Below are 20,276 nucleotides of genomic sequence, written 5' to 3'. Positions count from 1 at the left end.
CCTCCCCTTGTTTCGAGGGGAGATTTTCAATGAGCGACTACTACGATCTGGGCACGCATTCCTGTCCGGTAAGCACCTCTTCGCCCGATGCGCAACTGTGGTTCGACCGGGGGCTGGTCTGGAGCTATGGCTATAACCACGAAGAGGCCGTCGTCTGTTTTCAGCGCGCGCTAGAGCATGACCCGAACTGCGCCATGGCCCATTGGGGCGTCGCCTATGCGGCGGGGCCGAATTACAACATGCCCTGGGACCTGCACGATGACGCAGGCAGGCAAAAGGCGCTGACGCTGGCCTATGATGCGACGCAGCTGGCCATGTCTCTTGTGGGCGAATGTACGCCGGTTGAACGAGCGTTGATCCGCGCGCTTCCCGCCCGCTATCCCCAGCGCGAAGCCATTGACGACATGCACAACTGGGATAACGATTTTGCCGATGCTATGCGCGCAGCGTTTGCATCGCAGCCCGCTCATCTGGACCTGCGCACGATCTATGTCGAAGCGCTTTTGAACCTCACTCCCTGGCAAATGTGGGATTTGACGACCGGCCAGCCCGCCGAAGGGGCCGCCACGGTCGAGGCGCAAAAAGCGCTGGAGGAGGCGATGGCTGATGATCCAGCAGCGATGTCTCATCCCGGGTTACTGCATCTTTATGTCCACCTGATGGAGATGTCTCCGACCCCGGAAAAAGCGCTGAAAGCGGGGGATGTTCTGCGGACGCTGGTTCCCGATGCGGGCCATTTGGTGCATATGCCCACCCATATCGATGTGCTGTGCGGCCATTACCAGAACGTCGTCCACTGGAACCAAAAAGCCGTTGAGGCCGACCTGAAATATTACGAACGCGAAGGCGCGTTCAACATCTACACCGGCTACCGCCAGCACAATTATCATTTTGTCATATATGGCGCCCTATTTCTGGGACAGATGGAACCGGCTCTGCGGGCCAATCAGGGATTGTGGGACACCACACCCGAAGACATGCTGCGCATAGAAAGCCCGCCTATGGCGGATTTCTTCGAAAGTTACATGTCAATGGGCCCGCATATCCTGATCCGGTTTGGCCGTTGGGAAGAGGCAATGGCGCTTGAGCTGCCCTCGGACCCCGAACTGTACTGCACTCTCACGGCAACCACGCATTATGCCCGGGCCATTGCTTTTGCCGCCACTGGGCAGGTCAGCGAAGCCGAAGCCGAAGAGCAGTTGTTCCTCGCTGCCAAGGCCCGCGTGCCAGAAACGCGATTGCTGCACAATAACCGCGTGATCGACCTGCTGGACATTGCCCGCGAAATGCTGCGTGGCGAAATCGAGTATCGCATGGAAAACTACGATGCGGCCTACGCCCATCTGCGCCGCTCGGTCGAACTGGACGACACCTTGCCCTATGACGAGCCATGGGGATGGATGCAGCCCACTCGACACGCGTTGGGTGCATTGCTGTTCGAACAAGGGCATACCGCCGAAGCCGAGACCATATACCGCGAGGATTTGGGGTTGGGCGGTACGCTCAGCCGTGCCTCTGTCCATCCTGACAATGTCTGGAGCCTCAAGGGCCTGCATGACTGCCTGAAGGCGCGCGGTGAGACGGTTGAGATCGTGCAGATCAGGCAACGGCTGGATTTGGCTCTGGCTCGTGCGGACCGGGCTGTTGGCGCGTCCTGTTTCTGTGCTCAAGCCGCCATGAGGGCCGCCGAATGAGATACGCCTTTCTGCTCGCTTTGCTCTGCAACCCGGCGCTGGCGGATCGACAATCCTTTCCGCCGGTCAACGAGGCCGAGCGGGATGTCACCCTCGTCTCGTTCCGGGCAAACCTGCTGAACATGGTAGCCGAGCGCGACATCGAAGGCGTGCTGTCTGTTGCCTGCCCGGATATTTACCTTAGCCACGGCGGCAATGGCGGCCCGGACGAGCTGCGCGAGTATCTTACTCCCGGACCGGCAACGTCAGAGCAAGATGATGATGACAGGGAAAAGGTCGTTGAAACCTTTTGGTCCGATCTGGAAAACACCCTGACACAGCCTGGCTATTTCAACGAAGATGGCGAGTTCTGGATGCCCCACCAATGGCAGCTCACCCTACCCGCTTCGCTGGATCCGGCGTTGGCCTATTTTGTGACCGCTCAGGATGTAACTCTGCGCAACGCACCAAATCGAGGCGCGGCGATACTGGACCTCATCAGCTATGAGGTCGTCATCATCCGCGACTTCTCCCCCATCGCGCAGTACCAGAGGGTTCTGCTGACAGACGGCGGCCAGGGCTATATGCACAGCGATTTCCTGTGGCCTATGACTGGTTACCGGGCAGCATTGGCAAAATCCGAAACTGGCGAATGGCAGTTGTGCACCTTTGTCAGCGGTGACTAGGCTTTGGCTCTTTTCTTTTCGGCCACCAGCTTTTCCGCCAGATCACGGGCGATGGCAAAGGCCCCCTTGATCTTGTCGCTGTCCTTCTTCCAATCGCGGCGCACGACGATCTTGTTATCCTTGACCTTGGCCAACCCGCGCTGGTTCTGGATGAACTCGACCAGCCCCTGAGGCGAGGCAAATTTGTCGTTGTGAAACTGGATCGTCGCGCCTTTGGGCCCGCCATCTAGCTTTGCAATCCCCGCCCGTTTGCACATCGCCTTGATGCGCACGACCAGCATCAGGGTGTTGACCTCTTTCGGCAGCGTGCCAAAGCGGTCGATCAATTCAGCGGCGAAGCCTTCCAATTCCACCTTGGTCGACAGCGACGACAAACGGCGATACAGGCCCAGGCGGACATCCAGATCGGGCACATAATCCTCTGGGATCAGGACAGGGACGCCAAGATTGATCTGCGGCGCCCATTGGTCATCTGCATCCGACAGGCCTTCCATCTCACCGGCTTTGATCTTGGCAATCGCCTCTTCCAGCATCGACTGGTAGAGTTCATAACCCACATCGCGCATTTGGCCCGACTGTTCCTCGCCCAACAGGTTACCCGCCCCTCGAATATCAAGGTCCTGAGACGCCAACGTGAACCCCGCCCCCAGCGTGTCGAGCGAGCCCAGAACGCGCAGGCGTTTTTCGGCCGTGGCAGTCAGACGGGCGCGCGGTTTTGTTGTCAGATAGGCATAGGCGCGGGTTTTCGACCGCCCGACCCTGCCGCGGATCTGATAGAGCTGCGCCAGCCCGAACATATCCGCCCGGTGCACAACCATCGTATTTGCAGTCGGGATATCCAGCCCGCTTTCCACAATCGTGGTGGCCAGCAAGACATCGTATTTCCCGTCGTAGAACGCATTCATCCGATCGTCGAGTTCCCCAGCCGCCATCTGCCCATGCGCCACCATATAAGTCAGCTCGGGCAGTTGCTCTTTCAGGAATTCCTCTATCTCGGGTAGGTCTGAGATGCGCGGGACGACATAGAAACTCTGCCCGCCACGGTAATGTTCACGCAGCAGGGCTTCGCGGATCGTGACCGCGTCGAACTCACTGACATAGGTGCGGATCGCCAGCCGGTCGATGGGAGGTGTGCCGATGATCGACAGGTCACGCACGCCGGTCAGGGACAGTTGCAGCGTTCGTGGAATCGGCGTCGCGGTCAGGGTCAGGACATGGATATCGCTACGCAGCTGTTTCAGACGCTCCTTGTGGCCAACACCGAAATGCTGTTCTTCGTCGATGATCAGCAGACCCAGATTGTTGAACCGTATCGCTTTTGCCAGCAAGGCATGGGTGCCGATTACAATATCCACTGTGCCGCGCGCCAACCCATCACGGGTCTGTTGCGCCTCTTTGGCCGAGATGAAGCGGGACAGCTGCCGCACCTCAAGCGGGAAGCCCCGGAAGCGATCCTTGAAGCTGGCCGCGTGCTGACGCGCCAACAGCGTTGTCGGTGCGATCACCGCCACTTGCACGCCCGACATTGCGGCAACGAAAGCGGCACGCATTGCGACCTCGGTCTTGCCAAAGCCCACGTCGCCACAAATCAGACGATCCATCGGCGCGCCGGAATGCATGTCTTCCATGACCTCACCGATTGCGCGCAGCTGATCGTCAGTTTCCTGATAGGGAAAGCGCGCACTGAACTCCTCCCACGCGTGCGGAGGCGGGTCCATGATCGGGGCCTTGCGCAAGGCCCGTTCGGCAGCGATGCGGATCAGCTTATCCGCCATCTCGCGGATACGTTCTTTCAGCTTGGCCTTCTTGGCCTGCCACGCGCCGCCACCCAATCGGTCCAGCAGACCCTCATCATGACCGTATCGCGACAGCAGTTCGATATTTTCGACTGGCAGGTACAGTTTGGATTGTTCTGCGTATTCCAGCAGCAGACATTCATGGGCGGCACCGGCCGCCGTCACGACTTCCATCCCCAGATAACGCCCGATGCCATGATCCACATGGACAACCAAATCACCCGGGCTAAGGGATTGAGTTTCGGTCAGGAAATTCTCGGCCTTGCGGCGCTTTTTGGGTTGCCGGATCAGCCGATCGCCCAGCACATCCTGTTCGGCGATCACGGTCAGGTCGGGCGTTTCGAACCCGTGCTCCAGCGCCCAGACGGCCAGATGCAGCCCGCGTTTGCCGATGCGCGTACCGTCGGGCACGGGGATCGCCTCGGCAAGGCCTTCATCCTCGATCAGCCCAGTCAGACGTTCGCGGGCCCCTTCAGAATAAGAGGCAATCAGAACCGGCCCCTTGGCCATTTTGTCGGTGATATGGCTGGCCAGTGCTCCGAACAAGCTGATGTTTTCCTGCTGGCGTTCCGGGGCAAAGTTGCGCCCGATCCGACCACCAGCATCGATCACCCCGGGCCCAAGGGCCTGAGGCAATGCATTGAATTGCAGAACGCGCCTATCGCCGACAGCTTGTTCCCAAGCAGTGTCATCCAGATACAGTAGGCCCGGTGGTGTCGGTTTATACACCGTGTCCATGCGCGACCGGTTCTCCAGTGCGAGCCGCCGCGTTTCGTACTGATCCGCAATGGTTTCCCAACGTGCCAAACGCGCAGGCGTGACCTGATCATCCAGCGAGATTGTGGCACCAGGCAGATAATCAAACAGCGTTTCAAGCTTTTCGTGAAAGAACGGCAACCAATGCTCGATGCCTTGATGCTTGCGGCCTGCGCTGACGGCCTCGTACAGGGGATCATCGGTGCCCGCCGCACCAAACTCGATGCGATAATTCTGCCGAAACCGGGTGATGGCGGCGTCATCTAGAATGACCTCGGACACTGGCGCCAGCTCCACAACAGCCAGCTTTTCGGTCGTACGTTGCGACACCGGATCAAACCGACGTGCTCCATCCAGAACATCCCCGAACAGGTCCAGCCGCACCGGCCCGGATTCGCCGGGCGGGAAAATGTCGATGATGCCCCCTCGAACGGCATAGTCGCCGGGCTCCATCACAGTGGGGCTTTGCGTGAAGCCCATGCGCACAAGGAAATTCCGCAACGCGGTTTCATCAATGCGGTGATCGACACGGGCGGTAAACGCCGCCTCTCGCAGCACTGCACGGGCGGGCACGCGTTGGGTTGCGGCGTTCAGAGTTGTCAACAGCACGTATTGCTGCGGCATCTGGTGCACAAGTGCAGCAAGGGTGGCCACACGCGCTGCCGAGATATCCGCATTGGGCGATACCCGATCATATGGCAGACAATCCCAACCTGGGAACACAAATACCGGCATGTCAGGCGCAAAAAAGGCAAGCGCCGCGCGCATCGCCTCTAGCCGTTTGTCATCACGCGCAACATGGCACACCGGCCCGCCCGAGCGCGCCAGCTCATTCAGGACAAGCTGTGCGTCAAACCCTTCGGGGGCGCCGCCAACGATTACTTGGTTCGGACCCGTCATCGCCAAGCCTTTCTGATTTTACCAACCCGGGACGCCGATGGAAAAATTCTGGTACATACCCCAAAGCGAAGTGATCAAGATCGAAATCATACCAACTATCTGGGTATAGATCCGGCAGCGCGTAAGAATCTTGGAAATATACTCCAGACTGGGTGTTTCCCGGCGCAGTTTCCGTGCGGCTGATACATTGATCAGCACGACAAGACAAATCGGAAACAGCAACAAAAACACGGCCTGCGCGAATTCGACACCGTAATAGAACCCCAAAGTGGCGAGACCCGTGAACAGAAAACAACTAAACGCTAATATCGCGAGGCCGGATACATCCAATATATAGAGCAATCGGTTTCCGTTAATGCGGACGATATCCATCAAATCCTGTTCCGATTGCCCGCCTACCCGTCTTGCGCGCACAACAAGGTCATACGGCACGCCCATGGCCCAGTGGCTGGCCGATGACCACAACACCGCAAGCCCGATCCAATACCAGAGATTCGAAAAGCTGCGCATGTCGATGAGTTCAAAAATCGAAGAGTATAAGTCCACGCGTCAGCCCTTAATTTCCGTCTTCAGGGACCTTCTTCGCAAAGACGCGTCCATCGTTACCCTTGAGACTACACGGAATTCATGCCACCCAATGCTGGAATTTACAAGGAGAGCGCGTCATGAAACCGACCATTGCCCCCTATCCTCTGGCCCGTTTTCGTCGAACACGCCAATCACAGGCGGTGCGGGCGCTGGTTCGCGAGAATACACTGACCACCGATGATCTGATCTGGCCGGTTTTCGTCCGAGACGGCGAAGGTATTGAAGAGCCTGTCCCCTCGATGCCTGGCGTCATGCGCCGCTCGGTCGATCTGATCGCACAGGCTGCGGTCGAGGCGCAGGCCCTGGGTATCCCGGCAATCTGCATCTTTCCCTACACCGACGCATCCCTAAAGACCGAAGATTGCGCCGAAGCGTGGAACCCCGATAACCTGTCCAACCGAGCCATTCGCGCCATCAAGAAAGCCGCACCCAATATCGCAGTGATGACGGACGTGGCGCTGGACCCATACAATATCAACGGCCATGACGGTTATGTGGTCGATGGTGAGATCATAAACGATCAAACGATCGAGGCGCTGGTAAAGATGACGCTGGCGCAAGCAGATGCGGGCGCCGACATCATCGGACCGTCAGATATGATGGATGGCCGGATCGGTGAAATGCGGCGCGCCCTGGAGGGCGCAGACCATCACAACGTGATGATCCTCAGCTATGCGGCCAAATATGCGAGTGCGTTCTACGGACCGTTCCGAGATGCAGTGGGCGCCTCGGGCGCGCTGACCGGAGACAAGAAGACCTATCAGATGGACCCCGGAAACTCGGACGAGGCGCTGCGCATGATCGAGCGTGACCTGACCGAAGGCGCGGACATGGTCATGATCAAACCCGGCATGCCCTATTTGGACATCTGCCGCCGGGTCAAGGACACGTTTGGCGCGCCGACCTATGCCTATCAAGTCTCGGGCGAATACGCGATGATACAAGCCGCGGCGCAGAACGGCTGGATCGACGGAGAGAAGGTCATGCTCGAAAGTCTGCTTGCGTTCAAACGCGCGGGCTGCGACGGGATCCTGACCTATTTCGCGCCTCAGGCCGCCCGGATCCTGCAGGGCTAATCCCCCGCGTTTCCGCGATTTTTCGCCGACTATCTTTGGCCACCGGGCAGCTTTCCCGTGACACGAGGCGACAATCGGCGTATTCTTGCGGACAAGATCGGGAGCACCCGACAATCAGGCATTTATACAGAGATAAAAAACATGAGCAGTTCCAAACCTACTCGATTAAGCCGTCGTGGCTTTGCTTTTGGCATGGCCGGTCTGTCAGTGACCGCCGCTTGCGGCAATGGCGTCGGCAGTTCCAACGCAGCGACGATTGACGCCCGTGTGGATGCGACATTGAACCAGATGTACGCCACCTACCCCAACACGCTCGAAATCGCGAACAAGGCCAACGGCATGCTGGTCATGCCGCTGATAACCGATGCCGGACTAATCGTCTTTGGCGGTGCCTACGGCACAGGCGCGCTACGCATTCAGGGCGCGACAGTTGATTATTATTCCGCAATTTCGGGAACCGCCGGCCTGCAAATCGGTGCCCAGCAATATGCGCATGTCCTGTTCTTCATGACACAGGATGCGTTGAACGATTTCCGCCGTTCCAGCGGATGGACCGCCGGGGCCGAAGTCGGCTACGTGGTCGATGCGACGGGCGACTCTCTGTCGACCGACACCACCACCCTGCGTTCGCCGGTTCTGGCGGCGGTCTTCGGACAGGCAGGGCTAAAGTTCGGCGCGACGGTCGAAGGCACGAAATACACCCGCATCATTCCCTGATACCGGACTACCCTCCCCCTTCAAGAAACCCCGCTTTCGGCCTTTGGCCCGAGGCGGGGTTTTTCATTCAAACTGCGGTAAACACGCATGTTCTCATGCGGTTCCTCTTTCGATCCGTCCAGCCATCCTCTAGTGTCTGCGCAATCATAGAGTGAACGGAAATGTGACCGCTGATGGGAATTGTCTTTCGCTGGCTAGTGCGTATCGCCTCGGGTCTTGTTCTGCTGACATTGGCGGCTGTGTTGCTGGTGTATTTTCTGGCCAGCCAGTCCCTGCCGGACTACGATCAGACCGTTAAAGTTGATGGCCTGACTGCGCCAGTTGAAGTTGTCAGGGATACTGCGAATGTTCCCCATATTCTGGGCGCATCAGACCCGGATGTCTTCTTTGGGCTTGGCTATGCCCATGCACAGGATCGCCTCTGGCAGATGACCGTTCTGCGCCGGACAGCGCAGGGACGATTGTCCGAAGTCTTTGGCGCTCGCACTGTTCATATCGACAAGCTGTTGCGGCGGTTTGATCTGTACGGGCTTGCACACCGGTCGGTACAAGCCCAGGACGACTATACCAAAGAGGCCCTGCGCGCTTATGCTGCCGGGGTGAATGCACGACTTGCCGAGATTAACGAAAACGCATTGGGCCGCGGTGCGCCAGAGATGTTTTTGTTCAATGCGCCTGTATCGCCCTGGCAACCGGGCGACAGCCTGGCCGTCATCAAACTCATGAGCCTGCAACTTTCTGGCCATCTTGAGGATGAAGTGCTGCGCGCGCGCACATCGCTTATGCTGGATGACCAGACCCGACTGACGGATATTCTGCCTGATGTTCCCGGGCCGGGAATCGCCGCTCTGCCCGAATACGCCACCTTGTTTCCTAACCTGCCCAGATATGCGGCCGGATCGTCGATGCCGGACACGCCCATCTCGCCCTTTCCAAAGCGCGGATTGGCCGGAGCATCGAACGCATGGTCTGCCGCGCCCACAAGATCTGCCAGCGGAGGGACGCTTCTGGCCAATGACCCGCATTTGGGTTTCACAGCGCCGGGTATCTGGTATCTGGCCCGTCTGGAACTGGCCAAAGGCGGCGTGATCGGTGCCACGATCCCCGGCATCCCGGCGGTGATGACCGGACGCAGTGATCGGCTGGGCTGGGGTTTGACCTCATCCTATCTGGATGATCAGGACATCCATATCGAGCAGTTGAACCCAGAAAACCCCGAGGAATACCTGACCCCCGAAGGATACAAGACCTTTCGCAGCCGCCCTTCGATTATCGAGATCAAAGACGAAGCCCCAATCACTCTGACCCTGCGCTGGACCGAGAACGGACCCGTTCTGCCGGGCACCCATTACGATCTTGGGACGATCACGCCGCCGGGTCATGTCGCCTCGCTGTCCTGGACAGCCCTGAGCGCACAGGACACATCCATGTCAGCCTCGATGGCGCTGATGAATGCGGACACTGTCCGACAAGCCATCACCGCAGCCGAGCTGTTCATGGCGCCATCTCAGAACCTGTCATTGGTCGACAAGGACACCATCGGCATGAAGCTGATCGGTGCAATGCCGCACCGTGCTGCAAAGAACCAAAGCCGGGGGCGTATTCCGACGCCTGGCTGGCTGGCCGAAAACCGGTGGCAAGGCCGCCTGCCCTATGCTGACAACCCCGAATTCGTCGCACCTGCGGGCGGCATTCTGGGCAACACAAACAACAAGATCATCGACCGGCCATTTCCCGAACATGTCTCATATGAATGGGGGGATACGCAGCGCATCCATCGCTGGGAACGGCTGATGCAATCGCGCGAGGTACACACGCGCGACAGCTTTATCGAGGCACAGCTGGACACTGTCAGCTTTACCGCCCGCTCTCTGCTGCCGCTGATCGGGGCTGATCTGTGGTACACCGGCGCCTCTGCCCCCGAAGGCACCCAGGAACGCCAACGCCAGATCGCGCTGAACCTTCTGGCCGAATGGAATGGCGAGATGAATGAACACCTGCCCGAGCCGCTGATCTATGCGGCATGGCTGCGGGCACTGCAAATCCGGCTGATCGCGGATGAGCTTGGCCCCCTGGCGGCTGAATACAAACATGTCGAACCACTGTTCATCGAACGTGTCTATCGCGACATCGACGGAGCTTCGGCCTGGTGTAATGTGCGTCAGAGCGCGCCGATAGAGACCTGCACCGATATGGCACGCATGGCACTGGACGATGCGCTGATCTGGATTTCCGAAAAATACGGAGGATCACTGGAATCTCTACGCTGGGGTGACGCGCATCAGGCGACGCATGACCACCCGGTTCTGGGATCGGTTCCGGTGTTGCGATTCTTTGTGAATATCCGACAGTCCACCAGTGGTGGTGACAATACCCTGCTGCGCGGCAGAACATCGGGTGAAGGCCCTGATCCGTTTCAGAACGTGCACGGTGCAGGCTATCGTGGCGTCTATGATTTTGCCGACCCCGACAGCTCGGTCTTTATCACCGCTACGGGCCAGTCGGGTCACTTCCTGTCACGCTACTATGACGATCAGGCCCAGCTTTGGCGTCGGGGTGAATACATCCCGATGTCCCTGGACCTTGACCTGGCACATGCAGCCGCCGTCGGAGTGACCACCCTTATCCCCCGCTAAGGTCCGTGCTTCGGCAAGACCTCGCCCGTTTATTTTCCATCGCGTGGACGCTGAATGGCGTTTGGCATACGATCCAAAGGCCTAGGATTTGTGTGCGGGGGACCAAATGGCCAGTATCCGGGATAAGCTGAACAATCTCGCGCGGGATTATGCGATCGCCTGGAGCTCGGGCGACCCCGAGGCTGTCGCCGGTTTCTTTGCGCCCGACGGGCAGATCACGATCAACCGTGGAGAACCGATCATAGGCCGCGCTGCGGTGGCGGAAATGGCGCGCGGGTTTTACACTGATTTCCCCGATCTTGAGGTCCGCTGCGACATGTTTCGCTGGGCGGGAAGCCACGCAATATTTGTCTGGACACTTGAAGGGCAGCATTCCAAGACCGGCAACGACGTCGTGACGCGGGGTTGGGAAGAATGGGAAATGACCGACACCAATCAGGTCCAGACCTCTCTGGTTTGGTTCGATGCCGAGGATTTTCAGCGCCAGATTGACGGCTGATCACGGACCACTTTGTTCGATGGGTATAGGGGAATTCGCCCCCAGTCAGAGTTCAAAGCGCGGAGTATTGCGAGGCCTGTTTTTCTGTCCACAGCACGTCGATCACAAAGCCATCTTCGGTCTGCTTTTCGGACTGCACGACCTCCTGGCGGAACAACCACGCGCGCTTGTTGCCTTCGGCAAATCCCAGTTCCAGCGTTGCCTCAGAACGTACGCCCTGCAGCGTGACGGCAATTTCCGCCAAAAGCGGGGCGATCCCTTCGCCGGTGACGGCTGAAATCGCGAAAATCCCCTGATCCCGCTCTGCCCGCGCCATCGCGGCTTCGCGCTCATCCGGGGACAGCAGATCGATCTTGTTCCAGACCTCAATCCTGGGTCGCGTATCGTCAATACCCAGTGAAGTCAGGATAGTTTCGACATCCTTCGCCTGCGCCTCAGATTCATCGTGGCTGATATCGCGCACATGAACCACGATATCCGCACCCAGAACTTCTTCCAGCGTCGCACGGAAGGAGGCGACCAACTCGGTGGGCAAGTTCGAAATGAACCCCACCGTGTCCGACAGGATCACTTCGGGACCATCGGGCAGTTCGACCCGACGCATGGTAGGGTCAAGCGTGGCGAACAACATATCCTTGGCCATGACATCAGCCCCGGTCAGGCGGTTGAACAGGGTTGATTTGCCCGCGTTGGTATAGCCTACCAACGCGACAATCGGATATGGCACCTTGGCCCGCGCCGCGCGATGCAGCGTGCGGGTCTTGACCACCTTCTGCAACTGACGCCGCAGCCGCACCAGTTGTTCATCAATGGCCCGACGGTCAGCTTCGATCTGGGTCTCACCCGGGCCACCCACAAAGCCCAATCCGCCCCGCTGCCGTTCCAGGTGGGTCCAGGCACGCACCAGCCGGGTCCGCTGGTAACTCAGCGCGGCCATTTCCACCTGCAAAACGCCCTCACGGGTGCGCGCACGGTCGCTGAAGATTTCAAGGATCAGCCCGGTCCGGTCGAGGATCTTGACCTTCCACGCCTTTTCAAGATTGCGTTGCTGAACGGGCGTAACCGATCCGTCGATCAAAACCAGCTCGACTTCGTTCTCGTGCAACCGTTCGGCCAGTTCCTCGATCTTGCCGCTACCGAACAGAAAACCGGCCTGCGCTCGAGGTAAGCGCACAACTTCGGATCCGATCACATCAAGGTCGGGCAATGCAGCGGCCAGCGCCACCGCTTCTGCCAGCGCCGGTCCTGGAACGCGGCGCTGTTCATCTGATTTGATTTCCGGATGCAGCACCCACGCTCGGGTGCGCACCCTTTCATGTTCCATCAAGAGGCGTCTTCGCCCTCATACAGGCTGATCGGCTGCGATGGCATGATGGTCGAAATCGCGTGTTTGTAGACCAGCTGCGACTGTCCGTCGCGGCGCAACAATACGCAGAAGTTGTCGAACCAGGTGATCACACCCTGCAATTTCACACCGTTGATCAGGAAAATTGTGACCGGGACTTTTGCTTTCCGTACATTATTCAGGAACGCGTCCTGCAGATTCTGTCTGTCCGAAGCCATATTCTTATAATCTCGCCATTGTTCTTGCTACGCGCTGCGGACCAACGCGCTCCCTCCGGCGGAGTATGGAGTGTCGTTAACCGATATTCCAGATGAAAAATCAGTCACTAGCATGGTTATTGTTTCTTAACCCCTCAATAGAGCGGGTGTGATCAAGGCAATAATCGCCAGCGTTTCCAATCTGCCGATCACCATAGCGGCACACATGGTCAGCTTGGCACCGCCCGAAAGGTCGATCAATCGGATAGGAACATCGGTTGCCAATTCGATCAACGGCCCTGTCGTGCTCAGCGCGGCAACGCTCAGCACCATAGCGTGTTCGAACCCCGTACCCATGGCAGCAAGCAACACATTGAACACAGCGGCTGTCAGGGCAAACATCATGAAAAATATCCAAGCGATAAAGGCCCCATCGCTTTGGATGCGACGGTTTCCGCCACCTACTCCGCTGACTGAAGACGGATAAATCAACCGGTCAATTTCGCGCGCGCCGTTAAGGTACAGAGCGAAAACCCGCAACAGCTTTACCCCGCCCGCCGTTGTTGCAACTCCACCGCCGATCAGCGCAAGCCCCATCAGGATCAATCCCGGGGTGCCCAGACCGGAAATTTGCTGGGCATCATCCCAGTTTGCACTTTCGAACCCCGCGGTTGTCAGAAATGATAAGACCGTAAAAATCATGCCCCAAATTACGCTCAACGCCTGAAGAGGTTCCATCTGGCCGCCAATTTCGCTGACGCCGGCAAGAACCCTGAAGAAAAGCAGCGCCGCTACGCCTGCAACGATCATGAGCCCGATCCGGAACTCGGGGTCCTTATCCAGCCGCGAATATCCTGAGGTAGCTGTGTCCGAGGAAAAGGTAAGCCGCGACAAAGCGAAGAACAGGAACAGAAACAGGATGGCCTCACCGGTTACGCCAGCCTGCGCTCCCTCAAGCCCACCAACCGGTGAGATACCCGATGTGGCCATGGTCGACATCGCATGACAGATGGCGGTCAGGCCCTGCTCTCCTGCGATCACGAGCAACAGCCAAATGACAGCGGTCAGCCCGACATAAACCGGCGTCAAAGTCAGCGTGACGCGGATAAGACGCCCGCGTGGGTCTACCATCTCGCTTTGCGCCACGCCTGAAACCGGGCGACCGGGTTGACCACGGGCTGTCACCTCGAACCCGCCCAGCGACAACGGCGCGAGGATCGCGGCCGCTGAAATCCACATCAAAAGCCCGCCCATCCATCCGACCTGAGCCCGCCAAAGGTGTAACGGCGCCGACAACCGGTCTGGATCAGGAAACAAATCAGCCCCGGTAGTGGTCAATGCGCTGACCATGTCGAAATAGGCGTTCAGAAAGCTCGTATTACCCAACGCATCATGCAGAGGGATCGCAAGAAACAAGGGCAATACGGTGAAACAGCCTAACAAGACCGCCAACTGGCCCAATGTCCCTCGGCGCGGCATTCTGTTGGATGTTGCCAGCGAGATGATCCCGACCACGAACAACCCCAGCAACCCGGAATAGAAGAACGACCGGGACGTTTCGTGATCATCCAGCACCAGCGCAAATATGGCAGGCATCCACATAGCGGCAGCAAAAATACCCCAGAGCAGAAGAAACAGCGGCAATCGCCGAATGAGGCTAACCTGTTTTTTCCGTGCATGCGCCATCAGAAGAAATCGATCGAGACCTGCATCAGCCGTTCCACCTCGGGCACGTCTTTGGCTAAGGCAAAAATCGCCACCACATCCTTTTCTTCAATCCTGAGACTACCGGTGGGGCGCAACATCTCATCGCCCTTACGCACTGCGCCAACCAGCACACCTTCGGGGAAATCAATGTCGCGCAGCCTCTGCCCGGCCATGGGCGAGGTTGAAAGTACTTCGGCCTCGATCACTTCGGCCTCGGCATCGCCGATGGAATAGACCTGCCGCACGCGTCCGTGCCGAATATGGCGCAGAATCGAACTGACGGTGGTGGCGCGGGGGTTGATATAGGCGTCGATACCCAGCGGCCCCATCAGGGCAACCATGCTGGGATCATTGATCAGTGCAATCGCCAGAGCACAACCTTCGGCCTTGGCACGCACGGCAACCAACATATTTACACGGTCATCATCCGTGACGGCCAACATTGCATCTGCGCGTTCGATGCCAGCTTCGCGCAGCAGCGCCGCGTCCAGACCATCACCGTGAAGGACAATCGTTCGCTCAAGCGCTTCGGCTGCCACTTCCGCACAGTGGCGGTCTCGTTCAATTATCTTGGCACGCACGCGGCTTTCACGTTCTTCCAAAGTCCGAGCAACTTCAAGACCGACATTACCGCCGCCGACAATCACCACCCGGTCCTGCCGTTTTTGCGCCTTGCCGAAAACCTCCATCGTCCGGTCCACGTCTTTGACATTGCTAAAGACATAGCATTCGTCACCGACAAACAGCTGGTCCTCGGATTCCGGGGCAAACAGCGTACCCTCGCGCCGGACACCCACCACGATAGAGCTGAGCGTCGAAAACAGATCGGTCAGTTGCCGCAATGGCGTGTTCACGATCGGGCAATCCTCGGCGATGCGTATGCCAAGCAACTGCGCTTTGCCGTCCATGAACATCTCGGTGTCAAATGCGGATGGGGCAGACAACCGGCGCATCGCCGCTGCGGCAACCTCGCGCTCGGGGCTGATCACCACATCAATCGGCAGGTGATCGCGGCGATACAGATCCGAATGAATCGCCTCGAGATAGGATTTCGACCGAAGCCGGGCGATTTTGCGCTGAATGGAGAAAACCGAATGTGCCATCTGACAGGTGACCATGTTCACCTCGTCCGAATGGGTGGCAGCAATAATCATATCCGCATCGCGCGCGCCCGCTCGGTTCAGAACATCCGGATAGCTTGCAAATCCCGCAATCCCCTGAACATCCAAGGTTTCGGTCGCCCGTCGCACCAGATCAGGATTGTTGTCAACCACAGTAACGTCGTTCAACTCGCCCGAAAGATGCCGTGCAATCTGCCAGCCAACCTGACCCGCACCGCAAATGATGACCTTCATGCTATTGGCCCTTCTGCCTGAAATCTTTGAATGACAGATGCCCCCCAGACGGTCAATTAGTTTGTAACACAAGCAAAGCTGAGGCAAGGTAAGCGTATGAAAACAATAGCTCTCACGATTTCTTTGACTCTGTTGCTAACTGCGTGTGGGCCGCTTTCCCTGTATTATCAAGAGGGCGAGACAGTTTCGCAAATGCAGTCTGAAACGACTGGATGTCAGGTTCAGTCCCTCAAAGACGCCCCCGTTGCCAATCAGGTGCGACAAGGGGCACCAACCTATTGGCCAGGTCGCACCTACTGCGATGGTCGGGGAAGGTGTCATCGCACCGGAGGCTGGTGGCAGCCCGGTCAGATCTATACGGTCGATGTGAACAAAGGGCTGCGCAACAAGCTGGAAGCACAATGCATGGCGCAGAAAGGCTATCGCCCGGTCAGCCTTCCGCCTTGCAAGCAGGGCGTAAAGTCGCGTGTTGCTGCGCTCCCAACAACACAGCTGCCACCGCTCAGCACCGATTCATGTTTCGTCAAATTCGACAACGGAACGTTTCAGATCATTACCCCAGGTCAGGCAGGGTAAAGGCCGGCGGATCACTCCGCCGGTTCAGCCTCGTCCAGTTGCGCGACCCGCGCGCCCGATTTGTTCGAGGTCACTACGCCCAGAGATTTCAACTTACGATGAAGCGCGCTGCGTTCCATGCCGACAAAGCTGGCGGTGCGGCTGATATTGCCCCCGAACCGGTTGATCTGGGTCAGCAGATATTCACGCTCGAACGCCTCGCGAGCTTCGCGCAACGGCAAGGTCGCCAATGCCCCGGACAGAACGACGCGACCTGATTCATCGGCTTTTTCTTCTTCGTTTGGCAGCTCACGCGCTTCGATCGGGCCCGTACCGTCACCCAGAATGAGCACCCGTTCGATCAGGTTCTTAAGCTGACGCACATTGCCCGGCCAGGTCATGGTCTGCAGCAACGCGACAGCTTCGTCTGAAATCTCGCGCACCGGCAGGCCCTGGGATTCATTGCACATTTCAATAAAAAACTCGGCAAGAACCGGAATATCCTCGCGCCGATCTTCTAGCGAAGGCACCGAAATAGGCACAACATTCAGACGATGGTAAAGTTCTTCCCGAAAACGATCAGCGGCGATTTCTGCATCGAGGTCACGATTGGTCGAAGAGATCACCCGCAGGTCGACCCGAACCTTGTCGGTACCTCCAACCCGTTGAAACTGTTGATCAACCAGAACCCGCAGGATTTTTGACTGGGTTCCCATGGGCATATCTGCCACTTCATCAAAGTAGACGACGCCACCATGGGCCTCTTCCAACAGGCCTGCCTCAACCCCGCGTTCGGTGGTTTCACGGCCGAACAGTACCTCTTCAACGCGCTCCGGCTCGATCCCGGCGCAGTTCACGGTCACAAAGGGCGCATTTGCCCGATTCGATTCTGCATGGATATAGCGCGCGGCGATTTCCTTGCCTGAACCGGCAGGGCCTGTCAGCATCACACGCCCGTTGGACTTGGTCACCTTGTCCAGTTGGCTCTGCATTGCCCGGAACGAGGCCGATTTGCCGATCATATCCGAGCTTGTGACCTCTTTACGCTTTAGCGAGGCGTTTTCGCGGCGCAGGCGCGAGGTTTCCATCGCGCGGCGGATCACAACCATCAGCTGGTCGATGTTAAAGGGCTTTTCAATAAAGTCATACGCCCCCTGCTTGATCGCAGCGACAGCGATTTCGATATTCCCGTGGCCCGAAATGATCACCACCGGAATGTCTGGGTTGTCGCGCTTTACAGTCTTCAGAATATCAATCCCGTCCATCCGGCTGTCTTTCAGCCAGATATCCAGGATCAAAAGCCCCGGGGGTTCGGAATTGATGGCTGCCATACACTCGTCCGAGTTGCCAGCCAGCCGGGTAGAATAGCCTTCGTCCTCGAGAATATCGGACACAAGCTCGCGAATATCACGCTCGTCATCTACAATCAGAATGTCGCTCATCTTTGGCCTGCTTTCAGTTTGTTTGTATCAATTGCCTGCTTTTTCGGCGCTGAATTTGAGGAAATATTGCTCCCGGGCAAACGGATCACGGCCATTGCGCCAAAATGGTCCTGTCCGTCAAATACGGGGGCGTCCTCAAGTGTCAGCACCCCGCCATGTTCTTCGATAATCTTTTTGACGATCGGCAGCCCCAACCCGGTGCCCTCGTCGCGTGTGGTCACGTAAGGCTCAAACAGCCGCGCACGATCTTCCGGCAAGCCGATACCGTTGTCGGCAATGGTAATTACCGTGCCCGCATCGTCGCCGATCACAGTAACCTTGATCTGAGGCTTGAGGTTCTCGGGTGCCCCTTTTTGTTTCAGCGTTTCAATCGCTTCGCCTGCATTCTTGATCAGGTTGGTCAGCGCCTGATTCAGCATTGTTGCGTCTACATCACCTGAAATCGGCTGATCTGGAAGCATCGCTTCGATTTCGACATCCGGCTGACCGGCTTGCTGCAACAGAACAGCCTCGCGCACCAACCCCACCAGATTTTCTTCGTGCCGATCCGGTTCCGGCATGCGCGCAAACTTTGAGAATTCATCCACGATCCGCCGCAGGTCATTCGTCTGGCGAACGATCACATCAGTCATGGATACAAGGATATCGCAATCATCCTCATCCAGTTTGGACGAAAACTTTCGTTTGATCCGCTCGGCGCTCAGTTGGATCGGGGTCAAGGGGTTCTTGATCTCATGTGCGATGCGGCGCGCCACATCACCCCAGGCTGCCATTCGCTGTGCACTGACCAGATCGGTCACGTCGTCAAAGGCAACCACATATCCTTCAAGCCCGCCATCTTCGCCGCGGCGGATCGCCATGCGGACCAACAGGTTTTCCAAATGGCCTTTTCGCGTGACCTTGATTTCACCCTGCACAGCCTCTTGCCCGCTGTCCTTGAGGCTTTCGAACAAAGGCATGAATTCGGGCACCGCAATGCCAATGGCAAGATGTTCCTCTCCACGGGACCAATCCAACAGGCGTTCGGCGGATCGATTCACAAACGTCACGCAACCATCGGGGTCGACACCAACAACACCGGATGTGACCGAGGTCAGAACCGAGTCGAACAGCCGACGCCGGCGTTCGATCTGCCGTGTGTTCTCCAAAAGAGTATCGCGCTGCCCTTTCAACTGTCGGGTCATCTGATTGAAATAACGGCCCAGCATCGCAATTTCGTCATCGGTGGCTTCTTCGATAACCTGAACGCCCAGATCGCCTGCCCCGACACGCTGCGCAGCGGTGGTCAGGCGTCCAACCGGGCGCGAGAGACGCTCGGCGAACCACATTCCCAGCGACACTGCGGCCAGGATCAGGATCACGGCAAAACCCAGATAAAGCAGGCCGAATTCAAACAATACCCGTCCGCGTTCACTTTCAAGCTGTTGATAGAACTGAACTGTTTCCTTGGTATCGTCCAGCAGCGTCAGCAACTGCCCGTCCACTTCCCGGCTGACATAGAGATACCGATCAAGATAAGCCTTCAAAGGCACAAGCGCCCTGAATTCACTGTTTTGCCAATCGGCAATGATCAGCAATTCATTCTCAGTCGCTTGGGCCATCTGTTCAGAGGTCGGCTTTTCGAAGTTGAACAGATAAGAGCGATCCCCCCGGGATCGGATTTCACCATTTCCATCAATGACATAGGCCTCACGCAGACCGCGCTGGATTTGCGCCTGCCCTTGCGCCAGAACCTCTCGCAGTTCAGCATCGGAAATATAGAAATCACGCGTCCGGGCATTGTCCAGAAAAAGCGCTAATACGACGGCGTCCTGCGTCAGGCCCTCTCGGTGTTCCTGTTCATAAGCTTCCGCAGCAGTAAGCGAGGATCCGACAACCTGCCTTACGCGGTCGGAAAACCAGCCCTCAAGACCAATATTCACCGTCAGACCGGCAAAGATTGCAACCGTGACAGTCGGCACCAGAGCCAACAGTGTGAAGGCTCCGATCAGTCGCAGGTGCAAACGGGACCCCGCGGATTTGGCCCGGCGTGCTGCGATCAGGTTGCCTACCTGACCCAGAACCAGCGCCGCAACCACGAGAACATAGACCAGATCCGCAAGCAGGATCAGGCGCAATGAGGGCGCGGTTGCCCCCAGATCGAATGGACCAATGACCAGATAAGTGGTCAAAGCCAGCACCGGGCCCAGCAAAACCAGACCCAAAGTTCCAAAATTGCGCAGCCTTCGGGATTTTCGCCACCGATTGACTGATAAAATCAGCCCGCTCTGTGCTCGGGTTGCCACCGTCTGCCCTCATCCTGATGTGCCGCTTGCGCGACTTACCGCCATATGTCGTGGTCGTTGCCC

General features: G+C 57.7%; 15 protein-coding genes. 7 read left to right on the top strand and 8 right to left on the bottom strand.

The features are described from left to right. Positions 1-29 precede the first annotated feature (29 nt). Positions 30-1,694, top strand: a complete 1,665-nt coding sequence (locus AC2FFF_RS04760) for a hypothetical protein (RefSeq protein WP_496882863.1) — start codon at positions 30-32, stop codon at positions 1,692-1,694. Next, complete coding sequence (locus tag AC2FFF_RS04755) at positions 1,691-2,359, top strand: SH3 domain-containing protein (protein ID WP_281972017.1); 669 nt, start codon at positions 1,691-1,693, stop codon at positions 2,357-2,359. Before AC2FFF_RS04760 ends, AC2FFF_RS04755 begins: the two co-directional genes overlap by 4 nt. Here AC2FFF_RS04755 and mfd read toward each other — a convergent pair. Both mfd and AC2FFF_RS04745 read right to left on the bottom strand, forming a co-directional pair. Further along, positions 2,356-5,811 carry a transcription-repair coupling factor gene (gene mfd / locus AC2FFF_RS04750; RefSeq protein ID WP_281972016.1) on the bottom strand — a complete coding sequence of 1,152 codons (3,456 nt, stop codon included), beginning with the start codon at positions 5,809-5,811 and terminating at the stop codon, positions 2,356-2,358. The two genes, AC2FFF_RS04755 and mfd, sit on opposite strands and share 4 nt — an antisense overlap. Before the next feature lie 18 nt (positions 5,812-5,829). Beyond that, positions 5,830-6,357 (bottom strand): component of SufBCD complex, encoded by a 528-nt coding sequence (locus AC2FFF_RS04745; protein WP_142633539.1) that lies wholly within the window; start codon positions 6,355-6,357, stop codon positions 5,830-5,832. Between the two features lie 119 nt (positions 6,358-6,476). On the opposite strand from AC2FFF_RS04745, the gene hemB reads away from it, so the two are divergent. The 4 genes from hemB (at position 6,477) to AC2FFF_RS04725 (ending at position 11,327) form a co-directional block, all read left to right on the top strand. Continuing rightward, positions 6,477-7,475: a porphobilinogen synthase gene (gene hemB, locus AC2FFF_RS04740; RefSeq protein WP_281972015.1), complete on the top strand. Its 999-nt coding sequence runs from the start codon at positions 6,477-6,479 to the stop codon at positions 7,473-7,475. A 141-nt stretch (positions 7,476-7,616) separates the two neighbouring features. Beyond that, positions 7,617-8,192, top strand: a complete 576-nt coding sequence (locus AC2FFF_RS04735; protein ID WP_142633534.1) for a lipid-binding SYLF domain-containing protein — start codon at positions 7,617-7,619, stop codon at positions 8,190-8,192. Positions 8,193-8,365: 173 nt separating this feature from the next. Continuing rightward, positions 8,366-10,828 (top strand): penicillin acylase family protein, encoded by a 2,463-nt coding sequence (locus AC2FFF_RS04730; protein WP_281972014.1) that lies wholly within the window; start codon positions 8,366-8,368, stop codon positions 10,826-10,828. 106 nt (positions 10,829-10,934) lie between these two features. Beyond that, complete coding sequence (locus tag AC2FFF_RS04725) at positions 10,935-11,327, top strand: nuclear transport factor 2 family protein (protein ID WP_142633530.1); 393 nt, start codon at positions 10,935-10,937, stop codon at positions 11,325-11,327. Positions 11,328-11,379: 52 nt separating this feature from the next. Here AC2FFF_RS04725 and hflX read toward each other — a convergent pair whose 3' ends face one another. The 4 genes from hflX to trkA form a co-directional block, all read right to left on the bottom strand. Continuing rightward, positions 11,380-12,651, bottom strand: coding sequence for a GTPase HflX (gene hflX, locus AC2FFF_RS04720; RefSeq protein ID WP_142633528.1), 1,272 nt, complete (start codon positions 12,649-12,651; stop codon positions 11,380-11,382). Beyond that, entirely contained in the window at positions 12,651-12,890 is a 240-nt protein-coding gene (gene hfq, locus AC2FFF_RS04715; protein ID WP_010440340.1) for an RNA chaperone Hfq, read from the bottom strand. Before hfq ends, hflX begins: the two co-directional genes overlap by 1 nt. 126 nt (positions 12,891-13,016) lie before the next feature. After that, on the bottom strand, positions 13,017-14,555 hold the full coding sequence (locus tag AC2FFF_RS04710) for a TrkH family potassium uptake protein (RefSeq protein ID WP_142633526.1): 1,539 nt from the start codon (positions 14,553-14,555) through the stop codon (positions 13,017-13,019). Beyond that, the gene (gene trkA, locus AC2FFF_RS04705; protein WP_142633524.1) at positions 14,555-15,931 is read right to left on the bottom strand and encodes a Trk system potassium transporter TrkA; all 1,377 of its coding nucleotides are present in this window, start codon (positions 15,929-15,931) and stop codon (positions 14,555-14,557) included. Before trkA ends, AC2FFF_RS04710 begins: the two co-directional genes overlap by 1 nt. A gap of 192 nt (positions 15,932-16,123) precedes the next feature. Here trkA and AC2FFF_RS04700 point away from each other — a divergent pair, with 192 nt between their 5' ends. Beyond that, positions 16,124-16,507 carry a hypothetical protein gene (locus AC2FFF_RS04700; protein ID WP_496707855.1) on the top strand — a complete coding sequence of 128 codons (384 nt, stop codon included), beginning with the start codon at positions 16,124-16,126 and terminating at the stop codon, positions 16,505-16,507. Between the two features lie 11 nt (positions 16,508-16,518). Here AC2FFF_RS04700 and ntrX read toward each other — a convergent pair whose 3' ends face one another. Both ntrX and AC2FFF_RS04690 read right to left on the bottom strand, forming a co-directional pair. After that, positions 16,519-17,928, bottom strand: a complete 1,410-nt coding sequence (ntrX, locus tag AC2FFF_RS04695; RefSeq protein WP_142633520.1) for a nitrogen assimilation response regulator NtrX — start codon at positions 17,926-17,928, stop codon at positions 16,519-16,521. Next, complete coding sequence (locus AC2FFF_RS04690) at positions 17,925-20,213, bottom strand: sensor histidine kinase NtrY-like (protein ID WP_281972011.1); 2,289 nt, start codon at positions 20,211-20,213, stop codon at positions 17,925-17,927. Before AC2FFF_RS04690 ends, ntrX begins: the two co-directional genes overlap by 4 nt. Positions 20,214-20,276 lie beyond the last annotated feature (63 nt).

The organism is Ruegeria sp. YTSA226 (genome assembly GCF_059609905.1).
Note: the sequence above shows the minus strand (reverse complement) of the source record. Positions and strands in the feature narration are given on the sequence as shown.